The organism is Paenibacillus sp. LK1, from assembly GCF_002750415.1.
Lineage (GTDB): Bacteria > Bacillota > Bacilli > Paenibacillales > Paenibacillaceae > Paenibacillus > Paenibacillus taichungensis.
This window is the reverse complement of sequence record NZ_PEII01000023.1, coordinates 33352-53390: the sequence shown is the minus strand read 5'-3', so window position 1 is coordinate 53390 and position 20039 is coordinate 33352. Positions and strand designations below refer to the sequence as shown.

The 20039-nt window shown below is 46.4% G+C and carries 16 protein-coding genes, 1 tRNA gene and 1 other RNA gene; 2 read left to right on the top strand and 16 right to left on the bottom strand.

Translation table 11 applies throughout. From position 1 onward, the window contains the following. From ssrA to CS562_RS31110, 10 genes are all read right to left on the bottom strand, one after another. Nucleotides 1–306: a transfer-messenger RNA gene (ssrA, locus tag CS562_RS31155) on the bottom strand; the annotation flags it as partial. Nucleotides 307–975: 669 nt separating this feature from the next. Further along, the gene (smpB, locus tag CS562_RS31150) at nt 976–1458 is read right to left on the bottom strand and encodes an SsrA-binding protein SmpB (RefSeq protein WP_024629496.1); all 483 of its coding nucleotides are present in this window, start codon (nt 1456–1458) and stop codon (nt 976–978) included. A 180-nt stretch (nt 1459–1638) separates the two neighbouring features. Further along, entirely contained in the window at nt 1639–4413 is a 2775-nt protein-coding gene (gene rnr, locus CS562_RS31145) for a ribonuclease R (RefSeq protein ID WP_099859268.1), read from the bottom strand. A gap of 451 nt (nt 4414–4864) precedes the next feature. Then, nucleotides 4865–5098, bottom strand: a complete 234-nt coding sequence (gene secG / locus CS562_RS31140) for a preprotein translocase subunit SecG (RefSeq protein ID WP_024629498.1) — start codon at nt 5096–5098, stop codon at nt 4865–4867. Between the two features lie 219 nt (nt 5099–5317). After that, entirely contained in the window at nt 5318–6604 is a 1287-nt protein-coding gene (gene eno, locus CS562_RS31135) for a phosphopyruvate hydratase (protein ID WP_076291983.1), read from the bottom strand. 334 nt (nt 6605–6938) lie between these two features. Beyond that, complete coding sequence (gpmI, locus tag CS562_RS31130) at nt 6939–8483, bottom strand: 2,3-bisphosphoglycerate-independent phosphoglycerate mutase (RefSeq protein ID WP_076291984.1); 1545 nt, start codon at nt 8481–8483, stop codon at nt 6939–6941. Beyond that, nucleotides 8483–9235 (bottom strand): triose-phosphate isomerase, encoded by a 753-nt coding sequence (gene tpiA, locus CS562_RS31125; protein WP_017691241.1) that lies wholly within the window; start codon nt 9233–9235, stop codon nt 8483–8485. The genes gpmI and tpiA overlap by 1 nt, the downstream gene beginning before the upstream one ends. 33 nt (nt 9236–9268) lie before the next feature. Then, a complete protein-coding gene (locus CS562_RS31120; protein ID WP_076291986.1) occupies nt 9269–10450 on the bottom strand; it encodes a phosphoglycerate kinase in 1182 nt (393 codons plus the stop codon). A 149-nt stretch (nt 10451–10599) separates the two neighbouring features. Then, a complete protein-coding gene (gene gap, locus CS562_RS31115; protein ID WP_056695277.1) occupies nt 10600–11607 on the bottom strand; it encodes a type I glyceraldehyde-3-phosphate dehydrogenase in 1008 nt (335 codons plus the stop codon). A 105-nt stretch (nt 11608–11712) separates the two neighbouring features. Next, on the bottom strand, nt 11713–12738 hold the full coding sequence (locus CS562_RS31110; protein WP_076291987.1) for a sugar-binding transcriptional regulator: 1026 nt from the start codon (nt 12736–12738) through the stop codon (nt 11713–11715). A gap of 483 nt (nt 12739–13221) precedes the next feature. Here CS562_RS31110 and CS562_RS31105 point away from each other — a divergent pair. Both CS562_RS31105 and clpP read left to right on the top strand, forming a co-directional pair. Beyond that, nucleotides 13222–13296 (top strand) — tRNA-Arg (locus CS562_RS31105). 179 nt (nt 13297–13475) lie between these two features. Further along, nucleotides 13476–14072 (top strand): ATP-dependent Clp endopeptidase proteolytic subunit ClpP, encoded by a 597-nt coding sequence (gene clpP, locus CS562_RS31100; protein ID WP_072735760.1) that lies wholly within the window; start codon nt 13476–13478, stop codon nt 14070–14072. 191 nt (nt 14073–14263) lie between these two features. Here the strand turns inward: clpP and CS562_RS31095 are convergent, their stop codons facing one another. The 6 genes from CS562_RS31095 to rapZ form a co-directional block, all read right to left on the bottom strand. Further along, nucleotides 14264–15361 carry a stalk domain-containing protein gene (locus CS562_RS31095; protein ID WP_076291988.1) on the bottom strand — a complete coding sequence of 366 codons (1098 nt, stop codon included), beginning with the start codon at nt 15359–15361 and terminating at the stop codon, nt 14264–14266. 364 nt (nt 15362–15725) lie between these two features. Then, nucleotides 15726–16481: an SIMPL domain-containing protein gene (locus tag CS562_RS31090; protein WP_076291989.1), complete on the bottom strand. Its 756-nt coding sequence runs from the start codon at nt 16479–16481 to the stop codon at nt 15726–15728. Nucleotides 16482–16628: 147 nt separating this feature from the next. Further along, entirely contained in the window at nt 16629–16898 is a 270-nt protein-coding gene (locus tag CS562_RS31085; protein ID WP_017691248.1) for an HPr family phosphocarrier protein, read from the bottom strand. 254 nt (nt 16899–17152) lie between these two features. Continuing rightward, nucleotides 17153–18091: a DNA-binding protein WhiA gene (gene whiA, locus CS562_RS31080; protein ID WP_076291990.1), complete on the bottom strand. Its 939-nt coding sequence runs from the start codon at nt 18089–18091 to the stop codon at nt 17153–17155. Between the two features lie 6 nt (nt 18092–18097). Next, a complete protein-coding gene (locus CS562_RS31075) occupies nt 18098–19084 on the bottom strand; it encodes a gluconeogenesis factor YvcK family protein (RefSeq protein ID WP_053782950.1) in 987 nt (328 codons plus the stop codon). A 13-nt stretch (nt 19085–19097) separates the two neighbouring features. Further along, the gene (gene rapZ, locus CS562_RS31070; protein ID WP_053782949.1) at nt 19098–19997 is read right to left on the bottom strand and encodes an RNase adapter RapZ; all 900 of its coding nucleotides are present in this window, start codon (nt 19995–19997) and stop codon (nt 19098–19100) included. Nucleotides 19998–20039 lie beyond the last annotated feature (42 nt).

Genomic DNA, 20039 nt, shown 5'->3' with positions numbered 1-20039 from the left:
GGTGTAGTCACAGTTTTGATGTCACCCGAGTATCGCCCCGTAACCGGCTATACGTTGGGTCAGCCTGATTGTCTTCTTCAGCACACCCCAGGCGGAGATGTGACAGCGTATCCCACTACTTGTTAGCCCCTAATCCTGTCACATGGGCGATGCAGGTTAGAAGCACGCACACAGTTTCTTAGGCTGCGAAAGCGTAGTTTGTTTGTTGTTTGCCGTTTAATAGGCTTTAGCGTTGATGAAGTGGACGCGTCCCCACTACCCGCTACCCATGCTCGAACTATCCCCGTCGAATCCATAAACGCCCCCTCATATAAGAAGGGCTCCAGGATTAATCCGTGAATACGGAGCAAAGGTGCTGCACATCTTTTTCCTCCAAGGTAAAAAGATGCTTCTTTCAAACTCGGCATTCCTGTTTCCTGTTTGCTACAAGAACATCATAACATAGGAACAATCACCGATATAGTACAGATTGCTGGAAGACGTTCCAGCAGACTGAGCAACTGTGCAAGTTTAACCAACACACATATGAAGCTCAAGCGTCTACATATTATACCGCGTCCCTCAAGGGAAGTAAAGTTGAGTACCGAATGCCAACGATTCACAAACAGTTCCACTTAACTATCTTACCCACGATCCGAACAAACTACGCAGCCATCTGCAAACTTACTCCATCAACCTTGCCAATAAACCATACAGTTTTAACTTGTACTAACCTAACATCTTAATAGACAGGATACGTGGCAACAACTGGTGTATCTCATATCATAACCGGCACAATAATCTGACTGGCGCACGGCAAATGAGCGTGTTGCGCCAAACTCATTACACCGCTTCCCCTTAACAAGGACCTCTGATCAGATCAAAAAAATCCCAAGCTCTACCCAACTACGGGTAAAACTTGAGATCCTTATTTCTAAAATAACCCGCTTATCACTAACTAACTTACCATGCGCAATTCAACACATAGCAACTCAGTTAACGAGCCACCTTCTGCTTCTCGCGCAGTACCCGTTGAATATCACGTTGTGCATCGCGTTTTGCGGCAGACTCCCGCTTATCATACTGCTTCTTACCTTTACCCAGTCCAAGTAAGAGCTTTGCATACCCGTTACGAATATAGATCTTCAGCGGCACTATACTGTATCCGTCCTGCTTCGACAGCCCTAGAAGCTTGTGGATCTGCACTTTATGCATCAGCAGTTTGCGCGTACGGGTTGGATCAATTGGATTATGACGGTTCCCTTGTTCAAAAGGACTAATATGCATATTGTGAATATGAATCTCACCGTTCCGAATCGTGGCAAATGCATCGCCAATATTCGCACGGCCGTTACGAAGAGATTTTATCTCCGTTCCGGTAAGCACCATGCCCGCTTCATACGTATCTTCAATGAAGTAGTCATGGGAAGCCTTTTTATTCTGTGCAAGCACTTTACTCTGTCCATCATTCTTGCCCATGTCCTCACTCCTTCTCCGTAAAATAAGCCGGTACCTATGCTCTACAGCAGCGCACCACACATCTCCTCAGGTACCACATGCCAGACCTTAATTGTAGCAAGGACCGCTGTTAAAATCAAGAAAGAGGCGGTCTGCGCCGCCCCTTCTCATTACACTCATTTCATGTTCAGCGAAACGCTTTTACTTTTTCTTCTTCCGTACAAAAGCCGCCGTTCCGTTGGCAGGTGCACCTTTATTCTTTTTGCGCTTACGACGTAGTGCTCCACCTTCCTGAACACCGCCTGGTGTAGCTCCTTCTCCAATAAACACACCGCTAGGTGAGGTGTTTTTGCGTCCACTACCGCCTTTGCCACCTTTACCTCCGCCTTTACCGGATTTGAAGCTTCCTTCACCACGACTGCTGCCGCTGTTCAGAGCATTCCCTTGTCCACTAGCTGAAGTGCCTTCCTGACCACCTGCGGTAGAGCTATAACCACCTTTGCCCGAGCCAAAACCAAAGCTTACCGCTCCCTTGCTCCGGCCAGCTGATCCGCCAGTATCTCCAGCACGACGCTCTCCTCTCGGTTTGCCGCCACCTTTGCCACCCGCGCTTCCGGCTGTGTTCGAAGCTCCGCTACGACCGCCACGGCCGCCTTTGCTGCTTTCATCGGCAGATCTGCCACCACGGCTGCCTCCAGTACCAGTTGGGGCACCTTTACCACCACGTGAGCCACTGAATCCACCGGAACCACTCTTCGCGCCACCGCGTCCTCCACCAGCAGGACGTCCACCTTTACCTCCACGTCCACCAGTGAAGCCACCAGGACGTTCGCCGCGAGGTTTCATGTCGACCATTTCAAAGTCAATCGTGTACTCTTCCATGCTCACACGCGCCACACGAATCTTCACCTCATCACCGATGCGGAAGACCTTGGAGGTGCGTTCGCCAATCAGAGCCATATGTTGATCATCAAAATGGTAATAGTCGTCTGTGAGCGCACTCAGGCGAATCAGACCTTCTACCGTATTCTCCAGTTCAATGAACATACCGAAGCTGGTAACACTGCTGATCATGCCTTCGAACTCTTCGCCGACTTTATCGAGCATGTACTCGGCTTTCTTCATTTTCTCTGTATCCCGCTCAGCTTCAACCGCCACACGCTCACGTTCCGAAGACTGTTGCGCAATATCGGCCATACGCCCAGCCAAATACTCCTGACGGTTCTCAGGCAAGGCCCCATTGTTCTCAATTACTTCCCGAATAACACGGTGAATGACGAGATCGGGATAACGACGGATCGGTGATGTGAAGTGACTATAGAATTCTGCCGCGAGGCCAAAGTGACCTGACATTTCAGAATCATACTTCGCCTGTTTCATGGAACGCAGCATCATTGTACTGATAACCGTCTGTTCTTTCGTTTCTTTAATATCCTCAAGAAGGGATTGAAGCGCCCGTGGATGAATCGCGTTGCCACGTCCCTTGACGTGGTGTCCGAAATTCGCCGCAAAGGCGAGAAAATTTTGCAGTTTTTCCTGATCTGGATCTTCATGCACACGATAGATGAACGGAACCTTCAACCAGTGGAAATGCTCCGCTACTGTTTCATTGGCTGCCAGCATGAATTCCTCAATAATTTGCTCCGCAATCGAACGCTCCCGTTTCACGATATCCACTGGTTTGCATTCTTCATCCACGATGATTTTGGATTCTTCAAAATCAAAGTCAACCGCACCGCGGCGCATACGCATCGCACGAAGCTTCAAGGCAATCTCTTTCATCAAGTGGAAATCATCCACCAGGTCCTTGTAACGCTCCAACAATTCAGGCTCTTCACCTTCAAGAATTTTACGAACATTGGAATACGTCATCCGTTCTTTGGTCTTGATCACACTTGTGAAAATGTCGTGTTTCACAACCTTCATCTGGTCGTTGAATTCCATCTCACAAGAAAGGGTCAAGCGATCTACTTGTGGGTTCAAACTACAGATCCCGTTGGACAACCGTTGCGGAAGCATCGGAATAACACGGTCCACCAGATACACGCTGCATCCTCGGTTGTAAGCTTCCTGGTCCAACTTGGAGTTTTCCTGCACATAATAGCCTACATCGGCAATATGAACGCCCAGACGGTAGTTACCGTTAGGCAGTTTCTCCACATTGACAGCGTCATCGAGATCCTTCGCGTCTTCGCCATCAATCGTAACGATATTAAGTCCACGCAGATCACGGCGACCTTGCTGGATAATTTCTTCTTCCGTAATGGCATCCGGTGCTTTTTCCGCTTCTTCCACCACTTCATCCGGGAAGGCTTCAGGCAGCTGATGTTTACGGATTACGGACAAAATATCAATACCCGGCTCATCCTTATGACCGAGAATCTCGATCACTTCACCTTCTGCTGCTGCCCGGCCCTCTGGATAGCTGACGATTTTTGCAACAACTTTTTGCCCATCAACAGCTCCATTAAAGTTCGTACGCGGGATGAAGATATCCCGGTTAATCCGCTTGTCGTCCGGAATGACGAAGCCATAAACCTCGTGGCTTTGGAATACACCGACCACTTGCGTGACCGCACGGGTAACAATACGGACAATCTCACCCTCCAAACGCCCACCAGAAGGCCCTTGAGAAGTAACCTTAACAAATACCGTATCGCCGTTCATCGCGCTTTTCATATCGTTAGCGTGGATGTACACATCCGGGTGTTCCCGATCCTCAGGGATGAGGAAAGCAAACCCCTTTGCATGAGCCTGCAAACGTCCGCGCACCAAATCCATACGTTCTGGCATACCGTAGCGGTTATTGCGGGTCAGCAAAACTTTGCCGGATTCCTCCAGCGTATTAAGCATAATTAAAAAGGCTTTGAAATCAGCCGCATCTTCAATCTCGAAGTGCTGTTCCAGTTCCTGATAAGTCATCGGTTTATAAGCGGTTTCCCGCATGAAGTCGAGCAATTGTTGTTCTGTTATCATTAATATTCACCTCGGGAAACATAAAAGTGTAATCTTGTCTCATCTCTCTATGTATCGGAAACCTTACAAATAGAAAAGCCATTTAACACAGGCCTCACTATCTCATACCCTAGTATACACGAATTCAATCCGGCGCATCCGTACCCTGCAAAATAAACCAAGCATTCATGGCCCCTTGCATAACCGCGCTTTCATGCATCATAACAGCATTTATGCTACATGTGTTTTGCTCTCGAAAAGACAGAAAAGAATCGGCCCAGAACAGGGCGAATATGTAGGAAGGTAACCGAACGGAAGTGAGAAGATATCGAAGATCAGAATCATGTGGTTCATTGGAAAAGACTGGTCATGGATGAATTTATTAAAAAACCTCCGTTTCTTCTCGAAACGAAGGTTAATCATTCAAGCGTTCCTGCTCGAAACTATCGCGTTACATCAGGCACTCCAGCTCTTACTTGGAGACAACCGTAACGATGATAGACAAAATGAAGAATCCTGCACCCAGTACAACTGTTGCACGTTGCAGGAAAAGATCCAGTCCGCGCGCTTTCGTTTTACCGAAAAGATGTTCCGCACCACCGGAGATGGCACCCGCCAAACCAGCGCTTTTCCCGTGCTGCAGCAATACTACAGTGATTAGACCGATCGAAAACACCACGAGCAGCAATTTCAAAGCAATATCCATTCTTTCCACCTCCTACCCATGTGGGCATAACATCTCACCATAAAAACAGTTACTTTAATTGTAACACAGCTATTAACGTGATACAAGTAGTGGCATTTCCTCAATTACTGAGATATCGCCACCCTTCTCAACCTTTTAATCTTCTTAAGTAAATAAAATCAACTTAATAAAAAAGACAAGCCGGTTACCCGGCTTGCCCGTGAGTTGTCGTAAGACAACTTATTTTTTGAGGTTGTAGAAACCTTTGAGACCATTGTATTGAGCCAGTTCGCCCAGTTGATCCTCGATGCGGAGCAATTGGTTGTACTTCGCGATACGGTCTGTACGGGAAGGAGCACCCGTTTTGATTTGACCTGCGTTTGTTGCAACAGCGATGTCAGCGATTGTGCTGTCTTCGGACTCACCGGAACGGTGGGAGATTACAGCAGTGTATCCTGCACGTTTAGCCATTTCGATTGCATCGAATGTTTCAGTCAATGTACCGATTTGGTTAACTTTGATCAGGATGGAGTTACCGATACCTTCTTCGATACCTCTACCCAGACGCTCTGTGTTCGTTACGAACAAGTCATCACCAACGAGTTGTACTTTGTCTCCCAATTTCTCAGTGAGCAATTTCCAACCATCCCAGTCATCTTCGGACATACCGTCTTCGATTGTGATGATTGGGTATTTCTCAACCCATGAAGCCAGAAGGTCAACATACTCAGCAGAAGTGTAAGATTTACCTTCGCCAGCAAGTGTGTACTTACCATCCTTGTAGAACTCAGTGGAAGCAACGTCCATACCCAGGAATACGTCAACGCCTGGTTTGTAACCAGCTTTTTCAATAGCTTCGATGATTGTAGTGATTGCTTCTTCGTTAGAACCAAGGTTCGGTGCGAAACCACCTTCGTCACCTACAGCTGTGTTCAAACCTTTGGAGCTCAGTACGGATTTCAGGTTGTGGAAGATTTCCGCGCCTACGCGAAGAGCCTCTTTGAAGCTTGGTGCTCCAACTGGAAGAACCATGAACTCTTGAACGTCGATGTTGTTGTCAGCATGCTCACCACCGTTGATGATGTTCATCATTGGTACTGGCAGTGCTTTAGCGTTGAATCCGCCCAGGTAAACGTACAATGGCAGGTCCAGAGCGTCAGCAGCTGCGCGAGCTACTGCCATGGATACAGCCAAGATTGCGTTAGCACCCAGTTTACCTTTGTTTGGCGTACCATCCAAAGTGATCATCAATTTGTCGATACCCAGTTGATCCAATGCATCCATACCGATTACTTCTGGAGCGATTGTTTCGTTTACGTTTTTAACAGCTTGCAGAACGCCTTTACCCAGGTAACGGGATTTGTCGCCATCGCGAAGCTCAACAGCTTCGTGGGCACCAGTAGATGCACCGGATGGAACGATAGCGCGTCCGATTGCGCCGGACTCCAGGTATACTTCAACTTCAACTGTAGGGTTACCGCGGGAGTCGAGGACTTCGCGAGCGTACACGTCAGAAATAATAGTCATGAGTGATAATCTCCTTTAAATTTAAATTTATTAAAAATTAGGACCACTTGTGTTTTCCCTTTTCCACTACGGTAGCAGAATCGTCTTCCGATCTCTGTCTGTTATCCCCTGATTTCTTTGAACTTATCGTCATAAGTTGAAATCATNTTTTCCACTACGGTAGCAGAATCGTCTTCCGATCTCTGTCTGTTATCCCCTGATTTCTTTGAACTTATCGTCATAAGTTGAAATCATGTGATAAAGGCGAACGCTCCGCTTCTTCAGACTATTTCTGCTGCCTTCGTTCAGGGGGAAACGCCAAACTTCCCAATTTCATATATTGTGGCTAAGCAACTTATTTACGGGTAGCGATGACGGATGTACCTGTCATTTCTTCCGGTTTAGGCAATTGCATCAAGTCAAGAATCGTTGGAGCGATATCTGCGAGGATTCCGCCTTCACGCAGGGTAACGTTAGCATCTGTAACGATGAATGGAACTGGGTTCGTTGTGTGAGCCGTGAACGGACGTCCTTGCTCATCGAACACCATATCCGCGTTACCATGATCCGCAGTAATCAACACAACGCCGCCTTTAGCGAGTACTGCATCTACAACACGGCCCATACATTCATCTGTTACTTCTACTGCCTTAATCGTAGGCTCCAGCATGCCGGAGTGTCCAACCATATCAGGGTTAGCAAAGTTCAGAATGATGGCGTCATGTTTGTCTGCTTCAATCTCGCGAACACATGCGTCAGCTACTTCATACGCGCTCATCTCCGGTTGCAAGTCGTACGTAGCAACTTTTGGTGAGTTGATCAGCACGCGTGTTTCGCCCGGAAGCTCAACATCACGGCCGCCGCTGAAGAAGAAGGTTACGTGCGGGTATTTCTCGGTTTCTGCAATACGCAATTGTTTCTTGTTATTCTGTACCAGAACTTCACCCAGCGTGTTGTCTAGGTTTTTAGGCGAGTACGCCACATAACCTTCAACGGTCTCACTGAACAAGGTCAGGCACACGAAGTGCAAGCCCACAGGGAACTTCGGACCACGGTCGAAACCACGGAAATCCTGGTTCGTGAATACTTGCGACAGTTGGATCGCACGGTCAGGACGGAAGTTGAGGAAAATGACGGAATCGCCGCTCTCCACCAAACCTACCGGCTGGCCATCCGCTTTAACAATAACCGTTGGTTCAACGAATTCGTCAAATACGGATTTTTCATACGATTCTTCAACCGCTTTGAGTGGATCAGTGTATTTCGGTCCATCACCATAAACGATGGCACGATATGATTTCTCAACACGTTCCCAACGTTTGTCACGGTCCATCGCATAGTAGCGACCTTGAACCGTTGCGATTTGTCCTACACCGACTTCCTCGATTTTGGCAATCAGCTTCTGCATGAACTCTTTACCGCTATCTGGCATAACATCACGGCCATCCATGAAGGCATGAATGTATACGTCATTCATTTCTTCTTTTTTGGCAAGATCCAGCATAGCGAACAAGTGGTCGATGTGACTATGTACGCCGCCATCGGACAACAAACCATACAAATGAAGCTTTTTACCGTTTTGTTTCGCTTCGCGTACAGCTTTAACGAGTGTCTCGTTATCGTAAAATTCACCGTCACGAATCGATTTGGAGATACGAGTCAAATCCTGGTATACGATCCGGCCGGCACCAATGTTCAGGTGACCTACCTCGGAGTTCCCCATTTGCCCTTCCGGCAAACCTACAGCTTCACCGCAAGCAGTGAGAGTTGTATGTGGGAATTGGCTCATAAAACGGTCATAGTTCGGTTTCTTGGCTTGCGCTACCGCGTTGCCTTCCTCCGTGTTACGAAGACCAAAGCCATCCATAATGATCAGTGCTACAGGTTTTGGAGCTGTCATTACTTCGCCCCCTCAACAAGCGCGATGAACGAAGCCGGCTGCAAGCTGGCACCGCCAACAAGCGCGCCGTCGATGTCGCTTTGTCCGAGGTATTCTGTTACGTTCTCAGGTTTAACACTGCCGCCGTATTGAATACGAACTGCACTCGCAACCGTCTCGTTGTACAGATCCTTCACCAGTGTACGAATGTAAGCAATAACTTCATTCGCATCTTGGGAAGTGGAGGATTTGCCTGTACCAATCGCCCAGATTGGCTCATAAGCGATAACCACTTGTGCCGCTTGCTCTGCAGATAGACCTGCCAAAGCAGCTTCTGTTTGCACTTTGCATACGTCTTTTGTTTGGTTCGCTTCGCGCTCTTCAAGCGTCTCACCAAGACAGAAGATTGGAGTCAATCCGTGACGGAATGCTGCATGCAACTTTTTATTGACAGTCTCATCGGTTTCCGCAAAATATTGACGGCGCTCCGAGTGACCAATAATGACATAATCCACACCCAGGTCTTTCAGCATAACGCCGCTGATTTCACCTGTGAATGCACCGTTGTCTTCAAAATGAAGATTTTGTGCACCAATTTTGATGTTTGTGCCTTTAACGGCTTCTACCAGAGATGGCAGATTCGTAAACGGTGCGCAGATAACAGTCTCTACGCCTTCAACTTCCGCTTTTCCTTTAACTTCCTGAATGAAGTCATTGGATTCGGAAACCGTTTTGAACATTTTCCAGTTACCTGCGATAATCGGTGTTCTCATGGTTTTCAACTCCTTCATGCTATAGCTTAAAGCTTACTTGTCGTTCAATGCAACTACGCCAGGAAGCACTTTGCCTTCCATGAACTCGAGCGATGCACCGCCACCTGTAGAGATGTGGTCCATTTTGTCAGCCAATTTAAACTTCTCAGCTGCTGCTGCAGAGTCACCGCCACCAATGATGGTGTATGCCGATGTCTCAGCACAAGCTTCCGCTACTGCACGAGTACCGTGGGAGAAAGGCTCGATTTCGAATACGCCCATTGGTCCGTTCCATACAACGAGTTTGGAGTTTTTAACAACGTCAGCATAGATCTCACGTGTTTTAGGACCGATGTCGATACCTTCCCAATCTGCAGGAATGTCGCCAACTTCAACAATCTTCGTGTTTGCGTTCGCACTGAAGTCGTCGGAGATAACGATATCAACTGGCAGATAGAAGTTTTTACCCAGTTTTTTCGCTTTTTCGATAAAGCCCAGAGCTACATCCAGTTTGGACTCATCCAGCAGGGATTGACCTACTTCATAACCTTGAGCCTTCATGAATGTGTAGGAAAGACCGCCACCGATGATTACGTTGTCTGCAATGTTCAACAGGTTGTCGATCACATCGATTTTGTCTTTAACTTTGGAACCACCGATAATTGCTGTGAAAGGACGCTCAGGGTTGGAGATTGCTTTGCCCAACACTTCAAGTTCTTTCTCCATCAACAGACCGGATACTGCTGGCAACAGGTGAGCGATACCTTCTGTCGAAGCGTGTGCTCTGTGAGCTGCGCCGAATGCATCGTTAACGAATACGTCAGCCAGTTCTGCAAATTGTTTAGCGAGTTCCGGATCGTTTTTCTCTTCGCCTGCGTGGAAACGAACGTTCTCAAGCAACAATACGTCGCCGTTGTTCAGTTCAGCGATTTGAGCTTTTACTGTTTCGCCAACGGAATCATCCGCTTTAACGACTTTTTTACCGAGCAATTCGGACAAACGCTCAGCAGCTGGAGTCAAACGCATGGATTCAACCACTTCGCCTTTTGGACGACCCATGTGGCTTGCCAAAATAACTTTAGCGCCTTTTTCGATCAAGTAGTTAATCGTAGGAAGCGTGGCACGAATACGTTTGTCATCTGTAATTTTACCATCTTCGAGCGGCACATTAAAATCTACACGGACAAAAGCCCGTTTTCCTGTCAATTCGATATCACGTACACTTTTTTTGTTCATCTGTATTTCCTCCGCACCCATGTATTTGGTGGATCAATCAAGGGCCCAAATCCCTTGTCAATCCTGGTGTTTTTGAGAAATTTGCAAAATGTTGATATATAAAGAGCGGAAACAATAGCATCTGTTTCCGCTCTATGTTATTGCAGATATTACTTGATCATTTTTGCAAAGTGCTCCAAAGTGCGAACCAGTTGAGCAGTGTAGGACATTTCATTGTCATACCAAGCTACAGTTTTAACCAATTGTTGGTCGCCAACAGTCAGAACTTTAGTTTGAGTTGCATCAAACAGGGAACCGAAAGTGATACCTTGGATATCGGAAGATACGATTTCGTCTTCTGTGTATCCGAAAGTTTGTGGATCGGAAGCTTCTTTCATTACTGCGTTAACTTCTTCAGCAGTAACTTTTTTACCCAATACAGTCACGAGCTCAGTCAGGGAACCAGTAGCTACTGGTACACGTTGAGCTGCACCGTCGAGTTTGCCTTGCAGTTCTGGAATAACCAAACCGATTGCTTTAGCAGCACCAGTTGTGTTAGGGATGATGTTTTCAGCTGCTGCGCGAGCACGACGGAAGTCACCTTTAGGGTGTGGAGCATCCAATGTGTTTTGGTCGCCAGTGTAAGCGTGAATTGTAGTCATCAAACCTTGAACGATTCCGAATTTGTCTTGCAGTGTTTTTGCCATAGGTGCCAGGCAGTTAGTTGTGCAAGATGCGCCGGAGATTACAGTTTCAGTACCGTCGAGGATTTCATGGTTTACGTTGTAAACGATGGTTTTCATGTCGCCAGTAGCTGGTGCGGAGATAACAACTTTCTTAGCTCCACCTTTCAAGTGTTTCTCAGCTGCTTCTTTAGTTGTGAAGAAACCAGTACATTCCAGAACGATATCTACGCCCAGGTCGCCCCAAGGAAGTTCTTCTGGGTTACGGTTAGCCAATACTTTAACTTCTTTGCCGTTCACTTTGAAGAAGCCATCGTGTACTTCAACATCGCCATCGAAGCGACCTTGAGTTGTATCATATTTAAGCAAATGAGCCAGCATTTTAGCATCAGTCAAGTCGTTGATTGCTACAACTTCAATGCCCTCTACATTTTGAATACGGCGGAATGCCAAACGACCAATACGTCCAAAACCGTTAATACCTACTTTAATCATGAGTAAGTTCCTCCCAAGTTTTGATTAATTTTTTATGAAGCTTATATATTCAAGACAGACGGTGAAGTCCGTCAAGACAACAATGGTTGTGGTGCAAATAAAACCTTATTCCATTTCAGCGACGATGACTTCAGCAGCAGCCTCATCAATAATCAGAATATCTTCCTGACCAAATCGAAGAACAGAATGTATGGCAGCAGCCTTGCTCTTGCCACCTGCAATCCCAATCACGACATCGGTTCGTTCAATATCCTGGAGTCGCATGCCCAGCGTAAGCATGGTATGTACCACCTCACCCTGATCATTAAAGTAATAACCGAAGGATTCCGATACGGCCCCTTGCTCCTGGAGTTCATCTATGATCTCTGTCGCAAGTTTGCGGCGCCGTGCCATCTCTACGGCATCACCGATTCCATGAATGACAATCCGCGATTTTCGGATCAGCTGCAGAATCTCCTGAACACTCGGGTCCTGGATTAGTGATTCGTAGGCATGATCACTAAGCAAATCCGGTACATGCAGGAGTTTGTATTGGGCTCCTACCCGTTTTGCCATCGTGGATGCTATCGTGTTGGCCTGAATTTCGAGGCTTTCTCCCAGCCCACCGCGTGCCGGTACAAACCAGACACCTTTCAGCGATGTTGGCGGAGTCAATTGCTCAGCGACTTCAGCCGTTGTTGAACCGCCTGTAACGGCGACAACATCGTTATCACTCATAATATTACCCAGAGCCTTCGCTCCGGCTCTGCCCAGCTCCCGTTTGGCAAATGGAGAAATGTCCGAATCGCCGGGAACCACAACTACCTTTTGCAGACCGTAGGCTTGCTTGATGCGTTCTTCCAGTTCGGATAATCCGAACAGCTCTTTGGCGACGGGTTCCAACTGCTGCAGCAATTCATGCCCTGCCTCACTGATCTTCATCCCTGCACTGTCAATTTCAATAAGTCCCTGAGCCTTTAACAAATCGGTCTCAGCCCTCAGAACCCGCTCGGTCATCTGCATGGAATTAGCTAACGTTCTTCGTCCGATCACATCCGATAACATGATCTGGCGCAGAATCGTATACCTCTTTTTCAAGACATCCATGAGATCAGGCAGAAGCTGCTTTTGCACTTCTAAAATCGTTCGCATGCTTTCCACTCCCGCAAGCTTCTCGTTCCAAGCTCTCTTTCATGGCCCTAAAACGTCCCGGGTTAACTTTTTAAGTCCCACGTCTATTCTACCTAAAACTGACGCGACATGCAAGTGTTTCGAAGCGTTATTTCGACACGTTTCAGGCGTTTGTACGCGCCTATTTTCACAATGTCAATCTCCCATGATCGAGAACAACCTGTTCGATACCATATATAGAAGCAAAGTAAAATTCTCATCTACATATTGCTTGCTATTGTCTTTCATATGGCATGTCCAAAACCTCTTTTAGCATTTACCTATTTCCGCTCTTTATCCACTTATCTTCATCATGATCATTTTCAGGGTATTCCAAACCAAAACAGCGAACATCTGCTTGCAATTCAATTGTTCATGAGCTATAATCATTATTGCTGTCACATATTTGAAACTTTTATTTCAAAACTGCTTTTAAGCAACTATGCTCGCAGCAATAATCAATGTGCGCCCGTGGTCCAATGGATATGACGTAGGCCTCCGAAGCCTGAGATCCAAGTTCGATTCTTGGCGGGCGCGCCATTCTTAATTAGTAGCTCATAACACTCTTAACCAATGAAACCGAATAGGTTTCTTTTTTTTAAAACTTAGTTTGACTTTCTTTGACTTTTTGTTTGAAATTGTTTATGATGTGGGTAATACGGTAACAGTTTATATATAAACACCAATTTAACATTTACATTTCCGAGGAGGTTTTTCACGTGAGTTATATTCCAATGGTCGTTGAACAGAGCAACCGCGGTGAGCGCGCCTATGACATCTATTCCAGATTGCTGAAGGATCGTATCATCTTCCTTGGCAGTGATGTAAATGACGTTGTGGCGAATGCCATCATGGCACAGATGTTGTTCCTAGCTGCGGAAGATCCGGAGAAAGACATTCACTTATACATCAATAGCCCAGGCGGATCCATTACAGCCGGTATGGCGATTTACGATACTATGCAATTCATCAAACCGGATGTATCTACCATCTGTGTAGGTATGGCGGCTTCGATGGGTGCATTCCTGTTGAACGCAGGTGCCAAAGGTAAACGTTTTGCATTGCCTAACAGCGAAATCATGATTCACCAACCACTTGGTGGTGCGCAAGGTCAAGCTTCGGACATCGAAATTCGTGCCCGCCGCATCCTGAAAATGCGTGATACGTTGAACCGCATCATCGCTGAGCGCTCAGGCCAACCGCTGGAGCGTATCGAGAAAGATACAGATCGTGACTACTTTATGAGTGCTGCTGAAGCTGCTGATTACGGTATCATCGATAAAGTTATCGAAAACGTAGGTTCCCAAGGCATCTAAGCCGAGCCGAATCGCCAATTAAACGGATATACCATATAGCCAACTCAAACGGCAACGCTCAGTTGAGTTGGCTATATGAAAAAAGGACGCTCTCGTCAATATGACGAGGGCGTCCTTTTTTTGATGATAATTTAAGAGTGCATAATACAAATTCAATCGATTCACTTAACTTTCATAGAAAATCTAATACTTTACTTGTCTGCTGTTAAGCCACTGAACGGTTCTGTGCCTTTAGGAAGTAGCTCTTTGTATGTGAACGGGAATTCCGGGAAGCCTTCCGCATAAGCTGTGTATTCATACAACTGGAAGAATACAACTACACCTGTTGGTGTTACATAGAAATCCTGATCTTTATTCAGACCTTTATAGCCTTCAAGGTAACCACCACTTGCTTTAAGCTGATCTCCCACTTTTTTACTTACTGTCTCACGTACGGTTTTGTTATTTTGGATCACATCATCCAGACTCAATTCTTTACCGGAATCTAGAGCAAAGGTGTGACCTGTACGGAACGTCATGCCATGTGCGCCCGCATAATCTTGATAACTTTGCGTAATGAGCCCAAGCACACCATTTTCGTTATACGTCACAACATAAGAACTCTCAAATGCGTATGGACGGTTCGCTGCTGCGTCACCAAATTCCTTGGTTTGTTTTTTAAAATCCGCTACGAAAGCATCGACTTCATCTTTCAGCACCTTGTTGATAGCCGCTTCTGCTTTATCGTTAGCCAGTCCGCTCACCTGAGGATATTGAATATCGACTTCAGCGTTCTTGATGCTGACCTTCACTGTTGCCGCTTTGACTGTCACGCTATTTTGCTTCACTTTACTCAACGTCAGTGTCTTGGCTTTTCCATCCCAGCTGCCCTGAACACCCAAATAATCTCTCATTGCAGAAAACGGAATATACAATCGGCCATTAATCAGCTTCGCTTCCACTTGTGGATAGTAGTTATTAATTCTAACACTCGGTGCCCCATCAATCAGGCTGATGGTCATCGTATTATTAGCTGCCGTTAAGGAGTATTCTTTAGTCTTAGCATCATATTTCAAACTTCCACCTGCTACATCTTTCACTGCGGTAAGCGAAACCCAAGTGGAGCCACCTTGAAGCAGTCCTTTTTGAGTAAGCGTTTTTCCTCCCGATTTCAGAGTTACCTCAGTAGGTGTTGTCACTTTCGTCGATACTGAAGCTGCCTGTACAGAACTATCCTGCCATACAGTCCCGCTCCCCACAATAATTCCTGCCGCCAGTAGTGCACTTGTCCATTTTTTCCATGATGTCATATATAAAACTCCTCTCTCGAATTCAAATTGAGTGTCATTGCGTATGTATCCTGATTTGATCGTATGCCTCATACGCTCACCTCTTTATTATAATTAACCCAATTCCGGAAAGGTTTACAGCCCCAGTTACAATGTTGTTCGATCCAGATGCCTATAATGAAGGTTTTGTTACGAACAAATGGACAAAAAAGATACCAAAAACCAGCAATTCATTTCGTCATATTTCACCTCTTCTTTCCAAACTTCATCAAAGTCCGCCTTTATAACAAAAAAGACGCTGTCCGATGGACAACGTCTTTGTCATTATTGCCTTTCGCCCGCTCAAGCATAACTTTAACGGACATCCAGCCTTCATTTACTTTACTTATTTCATTTCATACGTAATATTCAGCGTTGTGCTTACTTTAACCTGTCCTGTTTCAATTTCTGTGCTACCAGCAGAATCAGCTGTTGCTTTGGACATCAGAGCCTCACTTGCATAGAACACAGGTACATTAGCGTCACCTTGGCTCACGGAGAGAACAGCACCCAGTTGACGTTTAACTGCTTTTGCAATAGCTCCAGCTTTCACATCAGCATTGGCAACAGCTTTTTCAATCACTTGAGCTTCAAAGCTCTCCGGTTTTTCTACCGTAAAACGCACATTCTCAATATTATTGGCACCAGCTTGGGATGCAGCATCCAGGAGTTCACCAATCTTGTCCATCTCCCGGTACGTTACAGTCAATGTATGATGAGCTGTGTACCCTTTGATCTTCTGTCCGTCTTTTTCACTATACGTGTAGTTAGGCTGTACGTAGAACTGGCTGGTTTGAATATCATCCGCACTGATTTTCCACGTACTTTTCAGCAGATTGCTAACTTTTTGAATTTTCGCTGCATTCGCTTTTTGAGCGGAGGCTGCAGTATCTGCTGTACTGTTCACTCCAATGGAAAGATAAGCGATGTCCGGCTTCACTTGAATCTCACCTGTACCCACAACGTTGATCACGTTTTGCTGTACCCCCTGTACCTCAGCAGCATACGCATAATTACTAGGTGCTACCCACGCAGTACCTCCTACAAGCAATGTACCTGCAACCATCACCGCGCCCAGCGGTTTCAACCATAATTTACCCATTACGTTAGCCTCCTTAAGTTTTAACATCTCAAACTCAAATCGATTTGATACCTAACAGACGGGCTTAATTCCATAATGTTGCACTTGACAGCCTTAAAACGCAAAAAAGCCCCTTTCGGGACTTCTTCATTGGGTTCAAATCATATCTTATTGGTTCTCAAGCTCTTCCTTGCTTACCAGACTAACTAAAGCGTTTACAGCCTGTTCGGCGTCCGCGCCTTCTGCACTAATCTGGATTTCCGTACCAGTACTGATTGCAAGGCTCATGATCCCCATGATACTTTTTGCATTTACTTTTTTGTCGTCCTTCTCGACGAACACTTCAGATGAGTACTTATTCGCTTCTTGAACGAACAGTGCCGCAGGTCTGGCATGGAGACCCGTTTTCAAACGGACAACTACCGGGTGCTTTGTCATGGAAACTTACCCCCTATTATGAAATCTGGACATTAAATACACAATTATATTTATAACATTATACCATATAACCAGAGCAGGACACTAGAAGAAAAAACTCAGGGTGATTGGGATGTCATTATTATGACCCATTTTAGCCTTTTTACATCACCTCATTACACCTGAGCAGCTCTCCTGATCCTTATGGGCTGACTTTATACTGACCTTTTGGCGAAAACCAAAACAATCAATTCCCAGACTACCTTAATCTTAATTTAACCGTAACGCTCGGTACGAACCTTTTCTGCCAGCTCATCAATTTTGCGGAGCCGATGATTCACTCCAGACTTGCTGACTGTACCTTTAAGCAGTTCGCCTACTTCCTTCAAGTTGATATCCGGATGGGCGAGTCTGACTTCAGCCACTTCACGAAGCTTTTCGGGCAACGACTCCAGACCAACTTCCTTTTGCAACAGTCTGATGTTATCGATCTGTCTGACGGCTGCTCCAATCGTTTTGTTCAAGTTCGCTGTCTCACAATTGACGATTCGGTTGACGGAATTACGCATATCTCGCATAATACGCACATCCTCGAACTTGAAAAGGGCCTGATGTGCACCAATGATACTGAGCAGCTCAATGATTTTCTCGCCTTCCTTAATGTATAGGATGAATCCTTTTTTGCGTTCTATACACCGGGCATTGAGATGAAATTCATTCGCCAGGTCCACTAGGGCCTGACAGTGCTCCTCATACATGGACGCAATCTCCAGGTGGTAGGATGAACCTTCGGGATTGTTGACTGAGCCTCCTGCCATAAATGCGCCTCGAAGATAAGCACGTTTACAGCAGTTATTATTGAACAGTTCTCCACTGATCCCGGGAGTAAACAGAAATCCTTCGGAAACAATGTACAGATCTTTTAGAATCTCCTGTACCATGGTTGGAATCCGAACAATATATACATTGTTCTTTTTCAGCCGCATTTTTTTGCGGACAAGCAATTCCGTATGCACTTGAAAATGCTTTTTAAGCAGAGAGTATGCCCGTCTTGCAATGGCGGCATTCTCCGTCGAAATATCCAAGATGACTTTTTTATTCGATAACTGCACCGCACCAAGCATACGGATGAGGGCTGAAAGTTCCGCCTTTTCGCAGCACGGTTCGCTTTCGATCATCGTTAGTTCTTTTTTGGTCTGTGCTGCAAACGACATGGGACTTCACCTCTTCCGTAACATCCAATTTTGTACAAGTTGATAGATGTGATGGCTCAGCTTGTCGGCATCATGGCGCAGATAAGTTCGGAATAGGACCAACGTATCCGCAACGACTTGATAGCCGGCACTCTTCAGCACATTCATATCCAGCACAACCGGTTTAGCTCCTTTTTCCGCATACTTATTCTGCACCTGCAGCGGAATATCACCATTATTTACAATGACATAGTCGAAAATTTGGTGTCCTACATGTTCATGTACCGCCTTGAGGTGGTCACTCACCGTGTAATTATCCGTTTCTCCCGGCTGTGTCATCACATTACAAATAAACATTTTTACTGCGTCAGCCTCAACGACAGCTTCAGCCAGCTTAGGTACAAGCAGATTGGGCAGAATGCTCGTGTAGAGACTACCTGGCCCAATCAGAATGGCGTCTGCCTGACGAATAGCCTCAACAGCCTCTGGCAACGGCTCCACGTGATCCGGTTCAAGGAAAACGCGTTTGATCCGTAAGCCAGCTTCAGGGATCTTGGACTCGCCCGTAACAATCGAGCCGTCCTCCATCTCTGCATGCAGTATAACGGCCTGCCCGGCTGCGGGCAATACCTCACCCCGAACGGCAAACACGCGGCTAAGTTCCCGCACAGCGGTCACGAAGTCGCCCGATATATCCGTCATTGCAGCCAAAATCAAGTTACCCAGGCTGTGGCCTGCAAGCCCCGCGCCTGTATTGAAGCGATAATTCAGCATATCCGACAACAACGGTTCTACATCAGCCAGCGCTGTAAGTACGTTACGAATGTCGCCCGGAGGCGGCATTTGCAACTCATTACGCAGGATGCCCGAACTTCCTCCGTCATCCGCCACCGTCACGATGGCCGTGATGTCCAGCGGCTTTTCCTTCAAACCGCGCAGCATCACGGATAATCCGGTTCCGCCGCCCATGACTACAATTCTCGGACGTTCTCTTCGTGGTCCGGCTTCTTTCATCCCTTCACCCTCTTCAATGACGGTCCCGGTCGGCGTCGCGATGGCTCACGGTAACAGCCTCAGTTTCGCTGCTTCCCAACATTTTGCCCAAATATTCCGATATTGCTACCGAACGATGCTTGCCTCCGGTACAGCCGATTCCAATAATAACCTGGCTTTTGCCTTCCTTCCGGTATTGCGGAATCAGAAAATGCAGCATATCCAGCAGCTTGGTCAGAAACGCCTGCGTCTCCGGCCATTTCATAACATATTCGTATACATCACTATTCTGTCCCGTATTCGGACGTAAATGTTCAATATAATGCGGATTTGGCAAGAAACGAACGTCAAACACCAGATCCGCATCGATCGGAATACCGTATTTGAACCCAAACGATGTAATATTTACCGACAGCATATGGCTTTCCAGATGAGAAAAGCGGGATATGATGCGCTCTTTCAGTTGAGCAGGCTTCATCGTACTGGTATTCAGTACCTGAGTGGCGGAATTTTTGAGTTCCTCCAGCATCTTACGTTCCAGCCGGATGCCATCAAGCGGCATGCCCTCAGGAGCCAGTGGATGTCTGCGCCTGCTCTCCTTATAGCGCTGGACCAATACAGAGTCTGTCGCGTCCAGGAATAGTATTTCACAATGAATGGTAAAATGATCTTTAATATAGTTCAGTGACTCGGACAAAGCCGTAAAGAACTCACGACCGCGAAGGTCGATAACTAGTGCGACCTTGCCAATTTTGCCGTTCGATTGCTCAATCAACTCCGCGAATTTCGGAATCAATACCGGCGGAAGATTATCCACACAGAAGAAACCAAGATCCTCCAGGCTTTGTACTGCAATCGTCTTGCCTGCTCCGGACATGCCCGTAATGATAATGAGCGTGGCGCCTGTGCCCGGTGAAACTTCACCTTCAAGCATAAATGTCCCCTCCTTATCATATTGCTGTCGGATTATACTGTT

What these genes read in the sequence shown, in the direction of transcription:
- smpB (WP_024629496.1), bottom strand. Translation starts at nt 1,458, where the DNA reads ATGGGCAAGAATGATGGACAGAGTAAAGTGCTTGCACAGAATAAAAAG.
- rnr (WP_099859268.1), bottom strand. Translation starts at nt 4,413, where the DNA reads ATGATAACAGAACAACAATTGCTCGACTTCATGCGGGAAACCGCTTAT.
- secG (WP_024629498.1), bottom strand. Translation starts at nt 5,098, where the DNA reads ATGGATATTGCTTTGAAATTGCTGCTCGTGGTGTTTTCGATCGGTCTA.
- eno (WP_076291983.1), bottom strand. Translation starts at nt 6,604, where the DNA reads ATGACTATTATTTCTGACGTGTACGCTCGCGAAGTCCTCGACTCCCGC.
- gpmI (WP_076291984.1), bottom strand. Translation starts at nt 8,483, where the DNA reads ATGACAGCTCCAAAACCTGTAGCACTGATCATTATGGATGGCTTTGGT.
- tpiA (WP_017691241.1), bottom strand. Translation starts at nt 9,235, where the DNA reads ATGAGAACACCGATTATCGCAGGTAACTGGAAAATGTTCAAAACGGTT.
- CS562_RS31120 (WP_076291986.1), bottom strand. Translation starts at nt 10,450, where the DNA reads ATGAACAAAAAAAGTGTACGTGATATCGAATTGACAGGAAAACGGGCT.
- gap (WP_056695277.1), bottom strand. Translation starts at nt 11,607, where the DNA reads ATGATTAAAGTAGGTATTAACGGTTTTGGACGTATTGGTCGTTTGGCA.
- CS562_RS31110 (WP_076291987.1), bottom strand. Translation starts at nt 12,738, where the DNA reads ATGCGAACGATTTTAGAAGTGCAAAAGCAGCTTCTGCCTGATCTCATG.
- CS562_RS31095 (WP_076291988.1), bottom strand. Translation starts at nt 15,361, where the DNA reads ATGACATCATGGAAAAAATGGACAAGTGCACTACTGGCGGCAGGAATT.
- CS562_RS31090 (WP_076291989.1), bottom strand. Translation starts at nt 16,481, where the DNA reads ATGGGTAAATTATGGTTGAAACCGCTGGGCGCGGTGATGGTTGCAGGT.
- CS562_RS31085 (WP_017691248.1), bottom strand. Translation starts at nt 16,898, where the DNA reads ATGACAAAGCACCCGGTAGTTGTCCGTTTGAAAACGGGTCTCCATGCC.
- whiA (WP_076291990.1), bottom strand. Translation starts at nt 18,091, where the DNA reads ATGTCGTTTGCAGCACAGACCAAAAAAGAACTAACGATGATCGAAAGC.
- CS562_RS31075 (WP_053782950.1), bottom strand. Translation starts at nt 19,084, where the DNA reads ATGAAAGAAGCCGGACCACGAAGAGAACGTCCGAGAATTGTAGTCATG.
- rapZ (WP_053782949.1), bottom strand. Translation starts at nt 19,997, where the DNA reads ATGCTTGAAGGTGAAGTTTCACCGGGCACAGGCGCCACGCTCATTATC.